Below are 16,532 nucleotides of genomic sequence, written 5' to 3'. Positions count from 1 at the left end.
TTAGAAGCGTTTGGTTCGGTTTCGTCTATAATCTTCAAAAATGAGGTCCCCTAGTCCCTTCAGGCTGCTGTAGTAGGCATTTCCATTGTTGACTTTGGTAAACTCTTTAACAAATTCTTTGAGGTAAGGATCCGAGGCGATCATAAAGGTCGTCACGGGAATTTTCAGTTTTCGGCATTGTGCTGCCAGTTTGAGCGTTTCGGCCAGAATTTTACTGTCAATGCCAAAGGCGTTTTTGTAGTACTTGATCCCGATTTTGAGACAAGTTGGCTTACCGTCGGTGATCATGAAAATCTGTTTGTTGGGATTTTTTCTTCGCCTGAGTAAATCCATGGCAAGTTCCAATCCGGCAACGGTATTGGTGTGGTAAGGACCGACCTGGAGATAAGGCAAATCTTTGATTTCTATTTGCCATGCATCATTTCCGAAAACGATGATGTCCAGCGTGTCCTTTGGATAGCGGGTTTTGATCAGTTCGGCCAAAGCCATGGCAACCTTTTTTGCAGGCGTGATACGGTCTTCACCATAAAGAATCATCGAGTGGGAAATGTCGATCATCAGGACAGTGGAGGTCTGGGATCGAAATTCATTTTCAACCACTTCCAGATCATCCTCAGTCAGTAGGTAATCTCCTGAAATACCATGATTTGCCTGGGCATTCCGCAGGGAATCTGTCAGGGCGATTTGATCCAAATTATCGCCAAACTCATACGCACGGCGGTCGGTTCCTCTTTCCTCTCCCTGCCCAGAATGGGTGGTTTTGTGCTGACCCGATTTGCCCCGTTTGAGTTTGCCGAAGATTTCTTCCAAGGCGGATTTTCGAATCGTTTGCTCGGCTTTTCCGGTGATTTTGAACTCGCCCTTCTGGTTTTCTTCGGTCAGGTAGCCCTTGGACTTGAGGTCTTCGATAAAGTCGCCAATGCCATAATTGGGATTGGTCATGTTGTAGCGCTTGTCCAGGTTGGTAAGCCAACTCAAGGCCTCGGCCACATCTCCTCCGGTCATGGTGACAAGCTGAAGGAAAATATTCAGCAGGTTTTCAAATGTATTTTTTTCCGGGTCTAGGGGCGGGACGTATTGGGTAAATCGGAAGCCTTTCATGGAATATTATTAGAAGCAAGACATAAAGAAGCAAGAATAAAGGACTTGCGAACTGGCTTTAATAAAAGGTTTAACAAAGCGATGGGCTGCTGAGTTTAATATTTCTGGCAAATTCCAAGGAAAAGATGAAATCGAGCATTTCATTCAGGTTAAACACTATGAGATTTAGCTTGAATGCGAGATTCCATCTGACCATCAAAAATCAAATTATTGACAGATGAAAAACTATCATAGCGCAGTCGGAATTGTGACGGGGGTATTGATCCTGTTTGTCACTTTAATTCAGTTTAATATTGCTCAACCAGTAATTTGGTCGATTTTTTTAGCGGGACCTTTTTTGATTTTGTGGATGGTTTGGGCGGTTTTGTCTGCCCCAGTGGAAATCAAAGAGAAGTTTGAAGACCAGTGGTATCAGGATCGTTCTGATCTCAAAAGAATGGAATAATCCCTAAATTTCGGTCATGACCCCAGCCGAAAAACATGCCCAAGTACTCAAATCCACCGCCAAAAGACTGGGCTTTGACTTTTGCGGGATTGCCAAGGCGGAGTTTTTGGAGTTGGAGGCACCACGACTGGAAGAATGGCTGAATCGAAACTATCAGGGCAAAATGTCCTACTTGGCCAACCACTTTGAAAAGCGCCTAGATCCCACCAAACTCGTCGAAGGCGCCAAAACTGTTGTTTCCCTGATCTATAATTACTTTCCCGAAAAGCAGCTTCCCCATCAGCCCGAGGACATAAAACTCGCTAAATACGCCTATGGAGCCGATTACCATGACGTGATTCGAGCTAAGCTCACCGAGTTTTTGGAAATCCTGGGAGAAGAAGTTGGAGATATCAACGGTCGCTCCTTTGTGGATTCGGCACCTGTAATGGAGCGGCAATGGGCACAGCGGGCTGGGCTGGGCTGGACCGGGAAAAACAGCCTTTTACTCAACAGGGAAATGGGTAGTTTTTTCTTTTTGGCAGAGCTGATCATTGATCTGGAGGCGACTCCGGACACACCCTTGGCCAAGGATTACTGCGGTACCTGCACTGCCTGCATTGATGCTTGCCCGACCGATGCGATTGTACAGCCGGAGGTGATCGACGCGTCCAAGTGCATTTCCTATTTGACCATAGAATTAAAAGAGGCTATACCCAATGAGTTTGCCGGTAGGATGGAAAATTGGGTTTTCGGCTGCGATATCTGTCAGGATGTGTGTCCTTGGAACCGCTTTTCCCGACCGCATCAGGAAACTGCTTTTCAGCCCAATGCCGAGCTTTCCCATTTCACCAATCGGGAATGGGTCGAAATGACCGAAGAAACTTTCAAACGGGTATTTGACAAGTCCGCTGTGAAGCGGACCAAGTTTTCGGGAATTAAGCGAAATGTGGATGTTCTAATCCTTAAAAAGCCTTCAAGCTGATATCCAGACTTTTCACGGAGTGGGTCAAAGCTCCCATCGAAATGTAATCCACTCCACACTCAGCTACAGCTGCGAGAGTTTCTTCTGTGATTCCTCCCGAGGCTTCTGTGGAATATTTTCCGTCAATCAGTCGCACAGCTTCCTTCATGGTGGCATAGTCCATGTTGTCCAGCATGATGTAGTCAACTCCTCCTACGGTCAAGACTTCTTTTACTTCCTCCAGATTCCGCGTTTCCACCTCGATTTTTAAGTTGAGGTTATGGTCCGAAAGGTATTTTTTGGTTCGCTCGATCGCAGGACGAATTCCCCCTGCAAAGTCCACATGGTTATCCTTTAGCATGACCATGTCATAGAGTGCAAAGCGGTGATTTACCCCTCCGCCAATATAAACAGCCCACTTTTCCATCAGTCGGAAATTTGGAGTGGTCTTGCGGGTATCCATCAGCCTTGCTTTGGTATGGAGTATCAATTGGGTGAGGTGATGGGTTTTGGTGGCGATCCCACTCATGCGCTGCATGCAGTTGAGCACGAGTCTTTCGGCTGAAAGGATGGAAGCAGAAGGCCCGGAAACAATCAATCCCACATCGCCGAATTTGACTTCATCCCCATCTTTTTTCAGGAAGACTACTTCAAGGGAAGGATCGACAGCCTTGAAAATTTTTCCGGCCATTTCCACTCCTGCGAGGATTCCTTCGTCTTTGATCAGAAGCTGGGCCTTGCCCGTCTTGCCTTCCGGAATGGAAGCTAAAGAGGAATAATCTCCTGGACCGATATCTTCTCTAAGAGCTGAATCAATGAAATTTTGGAGGGCTTCCGGAGTAAGGTAGGCAGGCTTCATGTCCCAAAAATAGCCAAAACCCTTGGGTTGAACCTTGGGAATTTAGTTTTTTACGAAATCCAGGCTGTAAATCCGGAATGAATTGTCGTTTTGGGAAACCTTGATAAAAACTTTAAATGTCCCCTGTCCTGAGGCATATTCACCGATATAAGTGCTGAGGCTGGTCGGTTTTTCACTTCTAAAAACGAGGGAAAAGCCAAGAGGAGGGTTCTTTTTAAAAAAATCTTTCAGTACAATTTCCGCCTGATTTTTTGAATATTCTCCCTGCTGACCGTTGACATTCAAAGAGATACTGGTATTGAAGTATCTTGCCAAATCACTGCTTGAGCCACTGTCAATCGCGGATACGACCGGATCAATGGAATCCACTGTTTCCTTGCCGGGGTCCGGGAAGGAAAACCAAAGAAATGTGGATAATATGAGGTTGAGCAGTAGCATCAGCCTTGTTTGGCAAAATCCAAGCCAAAAAAAGAAAGGCTAGTTTAATTTTCAGATAAGAAAAGTGGGGCGTACATCCAGTGTCAGAAAAGATTTCACGGGAAAGATTGGACCGAAAAGTAATATATTTGCCCCATGGACAAGAAAGTATTACTGATGATTTTGGACGGTTGGGGCATTGCGACCAACCCTGCAGTTTCTGCCATTGACAAAGCCAAAACGCCTTTTGTAGACAGCCTTTATACGAAATATCCACATGCCACATTGGAAGCTTCCGGACTTGCCGTTGGTCTTCCCGAAGGACAGATGGGTAATTCTGAGGTGGGGCACATGAATATCGGTGCCGGAAGGATTGTATTTCAGGATTTGGTGAAAATCAACCTTGCAGTCGCAAACGGTGAACTTAATTCTCATCCCGTATTAGCCGCAGCTTTTGCCAAAAACAAAGCCGCAGGTAAGAAAGCACACTTTATTGGACTCGTTTCCGACGGAGGAGTTCATGCCCATATCGATCACCTCAAAGGCCTTTGTGATGCCGCAAAACATCATTCCATGGATCAGGTGTTCATCCATGCATTTACGGATGGACGTGACACCGATCCCAAAGGAGGCCTCAAATACTTGGCGGATCTTCAGGATCACCTTAAAAACTCAGCTGGTCAGATTGCTTCCGTAGTCGGCCGGTATTATGCCATGGATCGCGACAACCGTTGGGAAAGAGTAAAATTAGCCTACGATGCCATGGTGCACGGAGAAGGGGAAAAGTCAAAGGACATCCTCGCGGCTATCAAAAAATCCTATGATAACAACGTGACGGATGAGTTTATCCGACCAATCATTCATGTGGGGGCTAACAATAAGCCGTTGGCAACTATCGAAGAAGGGGACTTGGTTATTTGCTTCAATTTCCGAACTGACCGTGGTCGCGAAATCACCCAAGTGTTGACTCAGAAGGATTTCGAAGATTACAACATGAAAAAGCTAAACGTGGATTACATCACGTTTACCAACTATGACGATACCTTCCAGGGAGTGCAGGTGCTTTTTGAAAAAGACAACCTGAACAACACCATCGGGGAAGTCCTGGAGCGTGCCGGGAAAAAACAGATTCGCATCGCTGAGACAGAAAAATATCCTCATGTTACCTTCTTCTTCTCCGGGGGAAGAGAAAAGGAATTTGTAGGTGAAAGCAGAATCCTGTGCCCTTCACCGAAAGTGGCCACCTACGATCTCAAACCTGAAATGAGTGCGTTTGAAATCGCTGCCAAAATTAATCCTGAACTGAAAAAGAAAAGCGCGGACTTCATCTGCCTCAATTTTGCCAATGCGGACATGGTTGGTCATACCGGAGATTTTGATGCGGCAGTGAAAGCCTGCGAAGCGGTGGATGCCTGTGCACAGTCGGTAGTTACGACGGCTTTGGCCAACGGCTACACCATCATTGTAATTGCCGACCATGGCAATTCCGATATGATGATCAATGAGGACGGTACTCCAAATACCGCCCATACCACGAATCTGGTTCCTTTTATTATGGTTGATGACAACGAACAAATTCCGGTGAAAGACGGGAAATTGGGAGATTTGGCGCCTACTATTTTGAAATTGATGGGTGTCGAAATCCCAGCCGAAATGACCGGAGATATCCTGTTGAACTAATGAAAATTCAAAGACTGATGCTTTCAGGGCTGCTCCTTTGGGCAGCCTTTTCCTGTGTATCCAGTGAAGGAGAAAAGAAGCTCGAGAAGTTGCCTTATTTTGACCTTTCCGGGTTTATTGATTTGGAAATTTCCAAGCTGGATGGTGCCCAAGTGACCAAAACCTCCCGAATCAACGGTGAGGAAAAAATTGTAGACACAACTTATTCCATTACGGATTGGAAGGAAGAAATGGAGGCCTTTTATCAGGCTGACATCAATACTCCATCCCTTGCCCTTTCCTATTCTACCGAAACGAAGTTTGAATACCTAATCCATAAACTTCTACCTGAGGCGAAAGGGAAGGTAAAGGAGATTAAGGTTTCCTACTACAAAAACTATCCTTCCTCGGTGACTTTCAAGATGTCTGATGAAAATATGTTTTTCTCCACAGTTACGATGGGAGAGTTTTTCATGAGCCAAAGCACCAATAAGCTGGATCATTATTCCATTGAGACCACCCAAAAAGTCTGGTTTTTGAAACCTACCAACATCAAAATCTCAGGAATTGTAAAGTAGGAACTGAATCTGATTGGAATTAAAAAAGGCCCTGAATTCGAAATTCAGGGCCTTTTTTGTCATTTATTTATCAAACATCGGCGGACGCTTGGCCTGCCAGTCTGTATTTTCCTGGATCAATCGACCAAGCATGATGAGCTTTTCTTCCTCAAAAAGATTGGCAAGTAAGGTGATGGAGGTAGGGCTTCCATTTTCTGCAAATCCATTGGGCAGACAAAGCGCCGGATGTCCGGTCAAGTTGGTAATCTGAAGTTGCTGTCCGGCAAAAGAAGGCGTCACGATCACATCATATCCTTTCATCAGTTCATGCATTTCCTGGATCAGCAGACTTCGCTGACGGCTCATTTGCACATATTCTACGGCAGGGATAAATCTCGCAGCCCGGAAGATGTTTGGCCATGCATTTCGGTGCTGTGCCACGAGTTGGTCATCGAGATTCAATCGGGTAAGGTCATCAAATGCTGCGGCACCTTCGACCAACAGCATGTTGACAATCGGTGCGGGATTCATGCTCGTCTTCAGCTCAAGGGGATGCAACTCGATGCCCTGGCTTTTCAACACTTCAAGGACTGCCTGGTCATTTTTGATGTTGGGTCGGTCTCCTTCAAAGAAAGGTTTGAAGTAGCCCACCTTTAGTTTTTTGACCTCGTTTTTTGCCGAATAATTAAATGCCGCCGGGATGGTGGAGGCATCTCTTTCATCCATTCCATTGATGATGGACAGCACAATCGCATTGTCCAAAACAGATCGAGAGATGGGACCGATTTTGTCCATGGACCAGCTGAGTGCCATGGCTCCATGCTTGCTTACCCGTCCATAAGTTGGGCGTAGTCCGGTGACTCCGTTTCTGGTAGAAGGCGATACGATTGATCCCAAAGTTTCTGTTCCGATTGCAAAGGGCACCAAACCTGCACTGACCGCTGATGCCGAACCAGCAGAGGAACCGCTGGATCCTTGCTTCAAATTCCAAGGATTTTTGGTGACTCCACCGTACCAGACATCACCCATCGCCAAGGCACCCAAGGTGAATTTTCCCACCAAAACTCCTCCTGCAGCATCCAGTTTTTCGACCACGGCAGCTGTTTCCTCGATCACCTGATCTTTGTATGGGTTAGCGCCCCATGTCGTTTTGGTCCCTGGGACCGCCAAAAGATCCTTGATGCCATACGGGATTCCGTGGAGTGGTCCCCGGTATTTTCCCTCAGCCAACTCTTTGTCCATGGCTCGAGCCTTTGCCATTGCAGGCTCTTCCAATAAAGAAATCAGACACTGAAGCGTATCCGAATAGGTTTTGATTCGATCCAGGTAAATTTTAGTCAGGCGCTCGGAGCTGATTTGCTTGTTTTTGATCAAAACTGAAAGGTGGCTAACCGGTAGATAGGCGATGTCATTTTCTTTGGTTGGCAACTCCACTTTTGCAGGCAATCCCCAGTCGAAGGCTTTTTGATCCTGGCTTGGGTAAAATCCCTGAGGCAACGGGTTAAACACCAAAGCCGGAGCAGTGGAGTTTTCAAGCTTGGTCTGCCGGAGGATTTCAAAATTATTCCGTTGAGTTGTGAGAGTATTGATCATGCTGTCTTTTTCCTGAGGTGTAAAAGACAATCCAATCAGGTCGGCGGCGTAATCAATATTAGCTGGGGTGATTTCACCGGCTTTTCGACCAAGTGTAAATCCAACTGCCAAGAATGCAGTGGCACCCAAAATCATAAAAGCGCGGGAGCGGAGGTGTTTTTTTCGTTCCATTGGATAGTTTTGTACAAATACCAAACATTGAGCGCCTGAAGGTGTTCAAATCACCCAAATAAATCAAACCACCCATGGATCAAAAACCCGTGTTTCCCACTTTTCCCATGCATTTTAGGGGATTATTGCTCTTGGCCGGAATGTATACAATTGCCTGGTCGGCGTTTTACAAGTGGTTTGGTCCGCAGTTGCTGAAGTGGATGGCGATGGGCAATTCCGAATTGGCAAGTCTCCCTTCCAATTATTTTGGCACTTTCGGGATTGTGGTCGGGTTGGTGATTTTTGTTTCGGCTTTTTATCCGGTGAGCTGGGTTTGGCTGATTCTGGCAGGAATCACCGGAAAAATAATCACGGCGATATGGTTTACGCTGGGATTTGCACCTGAACTCAGCTGGAACAAGCGGAGCATCTTTCATTTGATTTTCAATGAACTGGTCTGGCTGATTCCTTTGATTTTGATTTTTTTAAGGTCTCTTCAAGTGAAAAACTACCTAGATCGGTCAGATTCAGGAGCTTGATAAAGCAAGCCGTTTCGGAGAAAAATCAGATTAAAAAATTATTCTCCGGCAAAAATCAAGGAGCTCTGATTAATGTCAAAAAATAAAACCTTCGTAAAAATTTTAGGAGCGAAGGGTTTTAAAGGCTTTAAGGAAAATTGAGTTTACTCCCCTTATACCAGAAGGATTAAAAGGAGTATTATGATAATGACTGCACCAATAGAAAGGTAAACACCGTTGCCGGATGCTCTTGCCTCTGCTTTCATTTCCTTCATCTCCACTTTCACATTTCGGATCTCATCCTTACTCATGGATTTGAAATCCATGGCTTTGATTTCTTCAAGTCTGCTTTCCATTTCTTTTGCCCGGATTTTTTGAGCTTCTGTCAATTCTGGGTTTTTGGTTTTTGGATTGGAATCCGGAGCGGCTGTAAGCCCCTGCATACTGAATACAAAGACTAAAAGAATAAGTAATTTTTTCATGATTTTGTAAGATTGATGATCTGTTACATTTGGCTTATCAAAGCGGTGTCCAAAGTGTGTCTGTAGGTGGCAGAAATAAAAATCTAAGAAATCCGCTAAAGGAAAAATTGTAACTTACCGACTTGTGTTTTAGAGCACATTCAATTCAAAAAATCCCGAAAATGTCCCAAAAACAAGCCCATAAGCTATTTTTATTGGATGCCATGGCCCTGATTTACCGGGCTCATTTTGCCTTCAGCAAAAACCCAAGAATTAATTCCAAAGGCCTGAATACCGGAGTTATGCTGGGCTTTACCAACACCTTGCTGGAGGTCCTCGAGAAGGAAAAACCTACCCATATTGGGGTGGCTTTTGACACTTCTGCCCCAACTTTCCGACATGTTCAGTATGATAAATACAAGGCCAATCGGCTCGAGCAGCCCGAGGATATTACGGCCTCAATTCCTTGGGTAAAAGAAATCGTCAAGGCGTTCCGGATTCCGATTTTGGAAATGGATGGTTTTGAAGCAGATGACATCATCGGCACCATAGCCAAAAAAGCCGAAAAAGATCATTATACCGTCTACATGATGACGCCGGATAAGGATTATGGACAAATCGTGGACGACCATATTTTTCTGTACAAGCCTGCTTTCATGGGAAACGGAGTAGATGTGATGGGGCCGAAGCAGGTTTGTGAAAAATGGGACATTGAGCATGTGGATCAGGTCCGTGACATACTTGGACTCATGGGAGATGCTGTGGATAACATTCCCGGTATCCCGGGAATCGGTGAGAAAACCGCCGTGAAGCTTTTGAAGGAATTTGGTACAGTCGAAGGTCTCATCGCCAACGTGGATAAGCTGAAAGGAAAGCAACGGGAAAATGTCGAAAACTTTGCCCAGCAGGGTTTGCTGTCCAAGGAACTAGCAACGATCAAAATCGATGTTCCTGTTGACTTTGATGAAGCCGCACTTCGGTGTGACGGGATAGATGAGGAAAAACTCCGGGCCCTTTTCACCGAGCTTGAATTCAGAACGCTTGCAGCCCGGATTTTTAAAGAACCGAGCGCAAAAAAAGCCACCATCAGCGCCCCTGCCCAGATGGATTTGTTTGGAGCTGCGGCTGCTCCGGTTGTCACAGGAGCTGTCCCCGAGGAGGAAGGCGAAGCCGGAACCTTGGAAGTTGGCCCACCTCCTATCCTGGATACGATCTGGTCCAACGTGCACAATTACCATAAAATCAAGGGAAAGGCAGAGGTCACTGAATTGGTGGAATACCTGCAATTGCAAAAGGAAATCTGCTTTGATACGGAAACCACCGATTTGGATGCAATGAAAGCTGAATTGGTCGGACTTTCTTTTTCTTACGTTCCCGGGGAGGCTTACTATATCCCGGTTTCAGCGGATCAAAAAGAAACCCAGGAAATCCTCGAAATCCTCCGCCCGGTATTTGAGAATGAGGCCATCACCAAGATCGGCCAAAATGTAAAGTATGACATGCTGGTCCTGAAAAATTACGGGATTGAAGTCAAGGGGACACTTTACGATACCATGCTGGCGCACTACCTGATCGAGCCGGAAGGCAAGCACAGCATGGATTGGCTGGCTCAGCAGTACTTGCAATACAGGCCGGTTTCCATTACCGAACTCATCGGTAAAAAAGGGAAAAACCAGGGAAACATGAGGGATGTAGACGAGGACGAAGTCACCGCCTATGCCGCTGAAGATGCAGACATTACGTTGCGATTGAAGGAGAAATTTGATCCGATATTAAAGGCCAATGGTTTGGTAAAGCTTTTTGATGAGGTGGAAAATCCTCTGATTCGGGTTTTGACGGATATGGAATTTGAAGGGGTGAGAATCGATATCAACAGCTTGGCAGATCTTTCCGTTTTGCTGGAAAAAGAAAGCAAGGAAATCGAAAAGCAAGTGTACGAACTGGCTGGTGTTCGATTTAATCTGGCTTCACCCAAGCAGTTGGGCGATGTCCTTTTTGAAAAACTGAAACTCGATCCCAAAGCCAAAAAGACAAAAACTGGTCAATATGCGACTGGGGAGGAGATTTTGAGCAAATTGGCCAACGAGCATCCCATTGCCGAGGCGATTTTGGATTACCGTCAAATGGTCAAGTTAAAGTCCACCTACGTGGACGCCCTGCCGACCATGATCAATCCAAAGACCGGTCGTATTCACACGACTTACAATCAGTTTGTGGCGGCTACCGGACGCCTTTCGTCCATCAATCCCAATCTCCAAAATATCCCGATCCGAACTGCAAGAGGGCGTGAAATCCGGAAAGCATTTGTGCCTCGGGACGAAAACCACGTCTTGCTTTCCGCGGATTATTCCCAAATCGAATTGCGCATCATGGCGGCATTTTCAGGGGATGAATCCATGATCGAGGCATTTAAAAGCGGACGGGATATCCATGCTACCACGGCAGCGAAGATTTTTAAAGTACCCTTGGAGGAAGTCACATCTGACATGAGGAGAAAGGCCAAAACTGCCAACTTTGGAATTATTTATGGCATTTCAGCTTTTGGGCTTTCTCAGCGTCTGTCGATTCCAAGAACAGAAGCCAAGGAAATCATTGATGCGTATTTTCAGGAATTCCCTGCTGTAAAGCAATACATGGATGGGGCCATCGAAAAGGCCCGAAAGCATGAGTATGTGGAAACCATCCTAGGGCGTCGCCGCTACCTGCGCGATATCAACAGCCGAAACATGACTATGCGCGGCTTTGCCGAGCGAAATGCCATCAACGCACCGCTTCAGGGTTCGGCCGCAGACCTCATCAAAGTCGCCATGATCCATGTGTACGACTGGATGAAAACCGAAAAACTCCAATCCAAAATGATTCTCCAAGTGCATGACGAATTGGTCTTTGATGCGCATAAAGACGAGGTCGAATTGCTTAAAAAACATATCCCCGGCCTGATGTCCAACGCAATCAAACTGGCCGTGCCGATTGAGGTGGAGGTGGGTGTTGGAACCGACTGGCTGGAAGCGCATTAAGATTGAAAGATTGGAAAATTTCGTTCTCCACTTTTCAGACTTCGATAAAGGTTTTAGGCTAAAAATTTCTCATCCCGCCGTAATTCGAATTTCGTCCCTCGTACTTAAAAAATGTCTAAAGTAAAAACCACCTTTTTCTGCCAAAACTGCGGAGCGCAAAGTCCAAAATGGTTAGGCAAGTGCCCTGCTTGTGGGGAGTGGAATACCTATGTGGAGGAAATACTCCAAAAGGAAGAAACAGGAAAAGGGAGTTGGAAGCCACAAGGCTCCGGCACCAAAAAGGCCAGTGTCCCCAAGAAGATCACCGAAGTCAACTACGAGGAGCAGCCACGCTGGATCACCGGAGACCCGGAATTGGATCGGGTACTTGGTGGGGGCATCGTTGCAGGTTCCTTGGTGCTGATTGGCGGGGAGCCTGGAATCGGCAAGTCCACCCTGATGCTTCAGATTGCGCTGACATTAAAGGGGAAAAAAGTACTCTACGTCTCCGGTGAGGAAAGCGAAGCCCAAATCAAAATGCGGGCGGATCGGATGAGTGCCAAAAATCCAGATTGCTACGTCCTGTCCGAGACCAATACCCAGCAGATTTTCCAGCAGATCGAAATCTTAAAGCCGGATTTTTTGATTATCGATTCCATCCAGACCCTGAATAGTCAGCATGTGGAATCTGCCGCCGGATCGGTTTCCCAAGTACGTGAATGCACCGCCGAGCTGATGAAATTTGCCAAAGAAACTGGAACGCCTGTTTTCCTGATCGGACACATCACCAAGGATGGATCTATCGCCGGACCCAAAGTATTGGAGCATATGGTGGATACAGTCCTGCAGTTTGAAGGAGACCGACACCTGACCTACCGGATTTTGAGAACTTCGAAAAACCGTTTTGGCTCCACCCACGAATTGGGCATCTACGAAATGCGGGCGGAAGGCCTCCGGTCTGTAGCCAACCCTTCGGAAATTTTGTTAACGCAGCGGGAGGAAGTCCTCAACGGAGTCGCAATCGGCGCCATGATGGAAGGAAATCGCCCGCTGTTGATTGAGATCCAGTCTTTGGTCAGTCCGGCGACTTATGGAACCCCGCAGCGAAGCAGCACCGGCCATGATGCCAAGCGACTGAATATGCTCTTGGCAGTATTGGAAAAAAGAGGAGGCATGCGATTGGGTCAGCAGGATGTTTTTTTGAATGTAGCAGGCGGACTTCGGGTGGATGATCCCGGATTGGATTTGGCGGTTTGTGCTTCGTTGATCTCCAGCTATGAGGATACACCGGTTTCGGAGCAGATCTGTTTTGCTGGAGAAGTGGGACTTGGTGGAGAAATCCGCGCTGTCTCCCGCATCGAAAACCGAATCGCCGAAGCAGAAAAGCTGGGATTTAAAAAGATCGTTGTCTCCAAATATGCGGTCAAAGGATTGGACTTGAAGAAATTCAAAATTCAGGTCATCCAGGTTAGTAAGTTGGAGGAGATGTACAAGCTGATTTTTTAGGATAAAAAGGATTATCGGGAGACAAACTCTTGGAGTTGCCTGATAAGCTGATCTCCTGAACTCGGACGGTGGATACCTTCACGGATTAGCTTACCCTCTTTAGTAAGGATCAAGTAGGTAGGAAACCCAGTGATCTTAAATTCTTTATCGAATTGTTCAAATTCTGTCTGGCTGAGGAAAAAATGTTCTCCTTCGAGACCAAATTTTTTGACCAGATTTTCAAAGGCACCTCGTTCGGACTGGGCGCAGATATAGGCAAATACGACCCCTTCAGGAGCATCCTTTTTTAATGTTGCTGCATGTTTGAACTCACTGATACACGGGCCACACCAAGTAGCCCACACATCAACGTAAATCACTTTTCCCGGATTCTTATCCTTAAGTTGGGATAGAATATTCTCGCCGTTTGCAGCGATGGATACCCATTCGACAAACCGTTCATTTTTGCCCCGCTCAAAATCCTCTATTTCTTCTCTGATAATCGCCAAAATCCTAGGCTCAAGGTTGATCTCTTCCAATTGATTTTGAATGGACAGTGGAATTTCCTTTCCTACAGACTGATAGTTCATATCGAGGTAAGTGGCAATGACACTGGAGCGGGGAATCAACTCCAAATCCTGGATTTTTGCCAGCAAATGAGGCCATTGTACTTCCAAAAAAAAGTCAGACAACTGATTTAGATACGTTTTGGATAAGGATTTATATTCTTCAGAAAGAATAAGGCTGTCTCTTGGTACACCCTTTTTGATTTGATCATACCAAGCGTCCACAGCTTCCGATTGCGCGGAATTCAATTCCTGTTTTTTGAAAAAATCATACGTCATTTCATCCATTTTACCAATCAAAGATTTCATTTCTGAGGGCTGAATAGGCATTGTAAACTCCCGAATCAATCCCGCATAGTCAGGAGCCATAAGATCGGCTAAATCACCGGTCATGAGTTTTTCTACCTCCTGAAGGTAGGAATCTGGGACATCGACGGGATTCAGCCGTCCTTCATTGATGCCTCCGTGAAGCCAGATATATCTTCTCAGGTCGTTGGCAGCATAGATTCTGGCACCGCGCAGACTGATCTCCTTGGTTAGTGGACTTACCGGAATGGAATCAAAATAGCTGTTAAAAAAGGCCTGATGCTTTTCCATCAAGCCGATTCTGTACTTCAAAAAATCCATGGGTTCAAGGGCTTTTTGGAGGCTGTCTGTCACGAAGTAATCCCGAACTTTCATAAACTCGGGGTCCAGCAATCTTCGTTCTTCATTTTCGACCGCCAAGTCACCCATAAAATCCAATTCTTTTAAGGTTGTCCAAGCCTCTATTCCATTTACAAATGACTTTTCATAGACTACCATAGCTTGTTGTGCTCCTGGTTTGGAAAAAAAAGTAAAGATTGCACTACCTGCCCTGACCATGACCTCTTGAGGATAGTCCAAGGGGAAAATCAGTTTGAATCTACCTTGGTCATCCACACTACTGCTAAATTGTCGCTGACCTTCTCCAAAAGCATGGTTATAAATGACACTAACAGTGGTGGGCATGGAGTCTTTTGGCACGATCAATCCCTGCAAAAGCACTTGATCCTTTTTGAAAAAAGAATCGGAAACATCCGTTTGTCCGACTTGCCGAGTTTTGAGATTGGTTGATTTTTCAGGTTGAACTGAGATTTTGACTGCCCCTTCTTCCAGAAAAAAGTTTTCTCCTGCTTTGGAAATGGAAATCTGCTTTTCATGATCCAGATTTTTCAACAGGTACTTTCCGGGCTGAATGGAATCCATTTCCCATATCTGACTTTGATAAAGAGCAAAATCATCGGCCAGTAGAAGGCGAAGTTCATTTCTTCCGTCAGTGGAGTACCAAGTATGCTTGATTTTCCGTTGGGGCGAGTTTTGGGGAAAAACAGAAAAGGAAATTAAAAGGAAACAAATTAAACAATATGATATTTTCATAGATAGAAATACTTCTTAGGTAAATGTATCTACTAATCAGTTATGCACTTAGCTAAAAAGTAAATTTTATTTTTATGAAGTCATTTTTTGAGTTTCAGATTTTAATGCCATTCCTCCTATTAATTTTAGTCCTTCCAGTTTTTCAATTAATACTTCAGATTTGAATCAACAAAGAATTGCCATCCTAGGCGCAGGCGGATTAGGAGCATGTGCCGCCTTGGAACTTTCCCAGCGTGGTTATAAGGTCGACCTTTTCGAAGAACATTCCGAGCCAATCAAGAAAGCAAGCTATGCCAATGAAGGCAAAGTCCATGTGGGGTTTATTTATGCAATGGACCGGAGTTTTCATACGGCGCATCAGATGTTGGTTGGTGCAGTACATTTTATGGAATACCTGCAACGGTGGGTCGACGTGAAGCCCGAAGAAATGATCTCCACTCCGTTTTATTATTTGGTCCAAAAAGGCTCCCTGCTCAATTCTCAGGAGCTGAATAGTCATTATCAGCGTTGCTGCCAGGTTTATAAGGAGCTTTCAGGAGGAGGGAAAAAGAAGTACCTCGGATTATTTGATTCTTTGGAGGCGAGACTTCTGCACAAATCCAGAATTGATGGAATAGCCAATCCGGAATTCACAGAGGATATTTTTGAAACGACCGAGTATTCTGTTGAGCCTCGTTATATCGCAGAGAAATTAACCCAGGCGATTTCTTCTGACCCCAATATCAATCTCTTTTTGGACTCCAAAGTTGAAGCTGTGGCTAAAGTTGGGGATCGTTTGAAAGTGATTTTCCGAAATGCTGGAATTCAGATAGAAGAAGAATATACCGATGTTGTTAATTCCACATGGAACGGGCTTCTTGAAATTGACCGAACCATGGGGATTGAGCCACTGGGTACTTGGTCCCACCGCTATAAGTTTGGTAACAAGCTTTTGATCCCGCTCAAAGAAGCAGATTTGCCTTCCTGCACGATGGTGCTGGGACCATTTGGGGATATAGTCAATTTTCGGGAACGAGGCGCATTTATGTCTTGGTATCCAGTTGGACGTACAGGTTGGTCAGAGGACTACAGACCTCCCGAGTGGGATTCGATGTATTCTCCGGAGGAACGAATGGATGTATTTCAGCGAAGCTTTGAAGAACTGAAAAAGCGAATTCCTGCTGCTGGTAATCTGAAATTTCCTTTAGAGGCAGTGGATCCGGTGGGAGGTGACATTCTTGCCCTTGGCAATACCGAAGTGGACCAATCCAAAAGCAGATTTCATGAGCGATTTGAAGTGGGCATTCGGTCATTTGGAAATTACCATTCTGTCGATACTGGAAAATATACCCTGATTCCTTATTTGGCGGTCAAAGTGGCCGACCGATTGGAAGGCATTGATTGA

General features: G+C 45.6%; 14 protein-coding genes. 8 read left to right on the top strand and 6 right to left on the bottom strand.

The genetic code is table 11. The annotated features are described in order from the left end of the window. A complete protein-coding gene (locus D0X99_RS00585; protein ID WP_119475709.1) occupies positions 1 to 1,101 on the bottom strand; it encodes a vWA domain-containing protein in 1,101 nt (366 codons plus the stop codon). Positions 1,102 to 1,318: 217 nt separating this feature from the next. Here D0X99_RS00585 and D0X99_RS00580 point away from each other — a divergent pair, with 217 nt between their 5' ends. Together D0X99_RS00580 and queG are read left to right on the top strand one after the other, a co-directional pair. After that, on the top strand, positions 1,319 to 1,546 hold the full coding sequence (locus tag D0X99_RS00580; RefSeq protein ID WP_119475708.1) for a hypothetical protein: 228 nt from the start codon (positions 1,319 to 1,321) through the stop codon (positions 1,544 to 1,546). A gap of 16 nt (positions 1,547 to 1,562) precedes the next feature. Further along, a complete protein-coding gene (queG, locus tag D0X99_RS00575; protein WP_119475707.1) occupies positions 1,563 to 2,510 on the top strand; it encodes a tRNA epoxyqueuosine(34) reductase QueG in 948 nt (315 codons plus the stop codon). On the opposite strand, the gene nadC is transcribed toward queG, so the two are convergent. Both nadC and D0X99_RS00565 read right to left on the bottom strand, forming a co-directional pair. Continuing rightward, the gene (nadC, locus tag D0X99_RS00570; protein WP_119475706.1) at positions 2,491 to 3,348 is read right to left on the bottom strand and encodes a carboxylating nicotinate-nucleotide diphosphorylase; all 858 of its coding nucleotides are present in this window, start codon (positions 3,346 to 3,348) and stop codon (positions 2,491 to 2,493) included. The genes queG and nadC overlap by 20 nt on opposite strands. A gap of 42 nt (positions 3,349 to 3,390) precedes the next feature. After that, positions 3,391 to 3,786 carry a DUF4783 domain-containing protein gene (locus tag D0X99_RS00565; protein WP_119475705.1) on the bottom strand — a complete coding sequence of 132 codons (396 nt, stop codon included), beginning with the start codon at positions 3,784 to 3,786 and terminating at the stop codon, positions 3,391 to 3,393. A gap of 135 nt (positions 3,787 to 3,921) precedes the next feature. Here D0X99_RS00565 and gpmI point away from each other — a divergent pair, with 135 nt between their 5' ends. Both gpmI and D0X99_RS00555 read left to right on the top strand, forming a co-directional pair. Further along, complete coding sequence (gene gpmI / locus D0X99_RS00560) at positions 3,922 to 5,445, top strand: 2,3-bisphosphoglycerate-independent phosphoglycerate mutase (RefSeq protein ID WP_119475704.1); 1,524 nt, start codon at positions 3,922 to 3,924, stop codon at positions 5,443 to 5,445. Next, on the top strand, positions 5,445 to 6,002 hold the full coding sequence (locus D0X99_RS00555) for a hypothetical protein (RefSeq protein ID WP_119475703.1): 558 nt from the start codon (positions 5,445 to 5,447) through the stop codon (positions 6,000 to 6,002). Before gpmI ends, D0X99_RS00555 begins: the two co-directional genes overlap by 1 nt. 63 nt (positions 6,003 to 6,065) lie before the next feature. Here the strand turns inward: D0X99_RS00555 and D0X99_RS00550 are convergent, their stop codons facing one another. Beyond that, positions 6,066 to 7,745 (bottom strand): amidase, encoded by a 1,680-nt coding sequence (locus D0X99_RS00550; protein ID WP_119475702.1) that lies wholly within the window; start codon positions 7,743 to 7,745, stop codon positions 6,066 to 6,068. Positions 7,746 to 7,819: 74 nt separating this feature from the next. On the opposite strand from D0X99_RS00550, the gene D0X99_RS00545 reads away from it, so the two are divergent. Then, the gene (locus D0X99_RS00545) at positions 7,820 to 8,263 is read left to right on the top strand and encodes a hypothetical protein (protein ID WP_119475701.1); all 444 of its coding nucleotides are present in this window, start codon (positions 7,820 to 7,822) and stop codon (positions 8,261 to 8,263) included. A gap of 152 nt (positions 8,264 to 8,415) precedes the next feature. Here the strand turns inward: D0X99_RS00545 and D0X99_RS00540 are convergent, their stop codons facing one another. Continuing rightward, positions 8,416 to 8,724 (bottom strand): hypothetical protein, encoded by a 309-nt coding sequence (locus D0X99_RS00540; RefSeq protein WP_119475700.1) that lies wholly within the window; start codon positions 8,722 to 8,724, stop codon positions 8,416 to 8,418. 161 nt (positions 8,725 to 8,885) lie between these two features. On the opposite strand from D0X99_RS00540, the gene polA reads away from it, so the two are divergent. Further along, the gene (gene polA, locus D0X99_RS00535) at positions 8,886 to 11,720 is read left to right on the top strand and encodes a DNA polymerase I (protein WP_119475699.1); all 2,835 of its coding nucleotides are present in this window, start codon (positions 8,886 to 8,888) and stop codon (positions 11,718 to 11,720) included. Between the two features lie 111 nt (positions 11,721 to 11,831). After that, on the top strand, positions 11,832 to 13,205 hold the full coding sequence (gene radA, locus D0X99_RS00530) for a DNA repair protein RadA (RefSeq protein WP_119475698.1): 1,374 nt from the start codon (positions 11,832 to 11,834) through the stop codon (positions 13,203 to 13,205). Positions 13,206 to 13,216: 11 nt separating this feature from the next. On the opposite strand, the gene D0X99_RS00525 is transcribed toward radA, so the two are convergent. Beyond that, the gene (locus D0X99_RS00525; RefSeq protein WP_119475697.1) at positions 13,217 to 15,148 is read right to left on the bottom strand and encodes a TlpA family protein disulfide reductase; all 1,932 of its coding nucleotides are present in this window, start codon (positions 15,146 to 15,148) and stop codon (positions 13,217 to 13,219) included. 160 nt (positions 15,149 to 15,308) lie between these two features. Here D0X99_RS00525 and D0X99_RS00520 point away from each other — a divergent pair, with 160 nt between their 5' ends. Next, complete coding sequence (locus tag D0X99_RS00520; RefSeq protein ID WP_158587663.1) at positions 15,309 to 16,532, top strand: FAD-dependent oxidoreductase; 1,224 nt, start codon at positions 15,309 to 15,311, stop codon at positions 16,530 to 16,532.

Origin of the sequence: Algoriphagus lacus, assembly GCF_003583985.1 — a bacterium.
In the GTDB taxonomy this organism is placed as follows: Bacteria; Bacteroidota; Bacteroidia; order Cytophagales; family Cyclobacteriaceae; genus Algoriphagus; species Algoriphagus lacus.
Note: the sequence above shows the minus strand (reverse complement) of the source record. Positions and strands in the feature narration are given on the sequence as shown.

Bases quoted from the DNA above. Each gene is read 5' to 3' on its own strand.
- D0X99_RS00585 (WP_119475709.1), bottom strand. From the start codon at position 1,101: ATGAAAGGCTTCCGATTTACCCAATACGTCCCGCCCCTAGACCCGGAA.
- D0X99_RS00580 (WP_119475708.1), top strand. From the start codon at position 1,319: ATGAAAAACTATCATAGCGCAGTCGGAATTGTGACGGGGGTATTGATC.
- queG (WP_119475707.1), top strand. From the start codon at position 1,563: ATGACCCCAGCCGAAAAACATGCCCAAGTACTCAAATCCACCGCCAAA.
- nadC (WP_119475706.1), bottom strand. From the start codon at position 3,348: ATGAAGCCTGCCTACCTTACTCCGGAAGCCCTCCAAAATTTCATTGAT.
- D0X99_RS00565 (WP_119475705.1), bottom strand. From the start codon at position 3,786: ATGCTACTGCTCAACCTCATATTATCCACATTTCTTTGGTTTTCCTTC.
- gpmI (WP_119475704.1), top strand. From the start codon at position 3,922: ATGGACAAGAAAGTATTACTGATGATTTTGGACGGTTGGGGCATTGCG.
- D0X99_RS00555 (WP_119475703.1), top strand. From the start codon at position 5,445: ATGAAAATTCAAAGACTGATGCTTTCAGGGCTGCTCCTTTGGGCAGCC.
- D0X99_RS00550 (WP_119475702.1), bottom strand. From the start codon at position 7,745: ATGGAACGAAAAAAACACCTCCGCTCCCGCGCTTTTATGATTTTGGGT.
- D0X99_RS00545 (WP_119475701.1), top strand. From the start codon at position 7,820: ATGGATCAAAAACCCGTGTTTCCCACTTTTCCCATGCATTTTAGGGGA.
- D0X99_RS00540 (WP_119475700.1), bottom strand. From the start codon at position 8,724: ATGAAAAAATTACTTATTCTTTTAGTCTTTGTATTCAGTATGCAGGGG.
- polA (WP_119475699.1), top strand. From the start codon at position 8,886: ATGTCCCAAAAACAAGCCCATAAGCTATTTTTATTGGATGCCATGGCC.
- radA (WP_119475698.1), top strand. From the start codon at position 11,832: ATGTCTAAAGTAAAAACCACCTTTTTCTGCCAAAACTGCGGAGCGCAA.
- D0X99_RS00525 (WP_119475697.1), bottom strand. From the start codon at position 15,148: ATGAAAATATCATATTGTTTAATTTGTTTCCTTTTAATTTCCTTTTCT.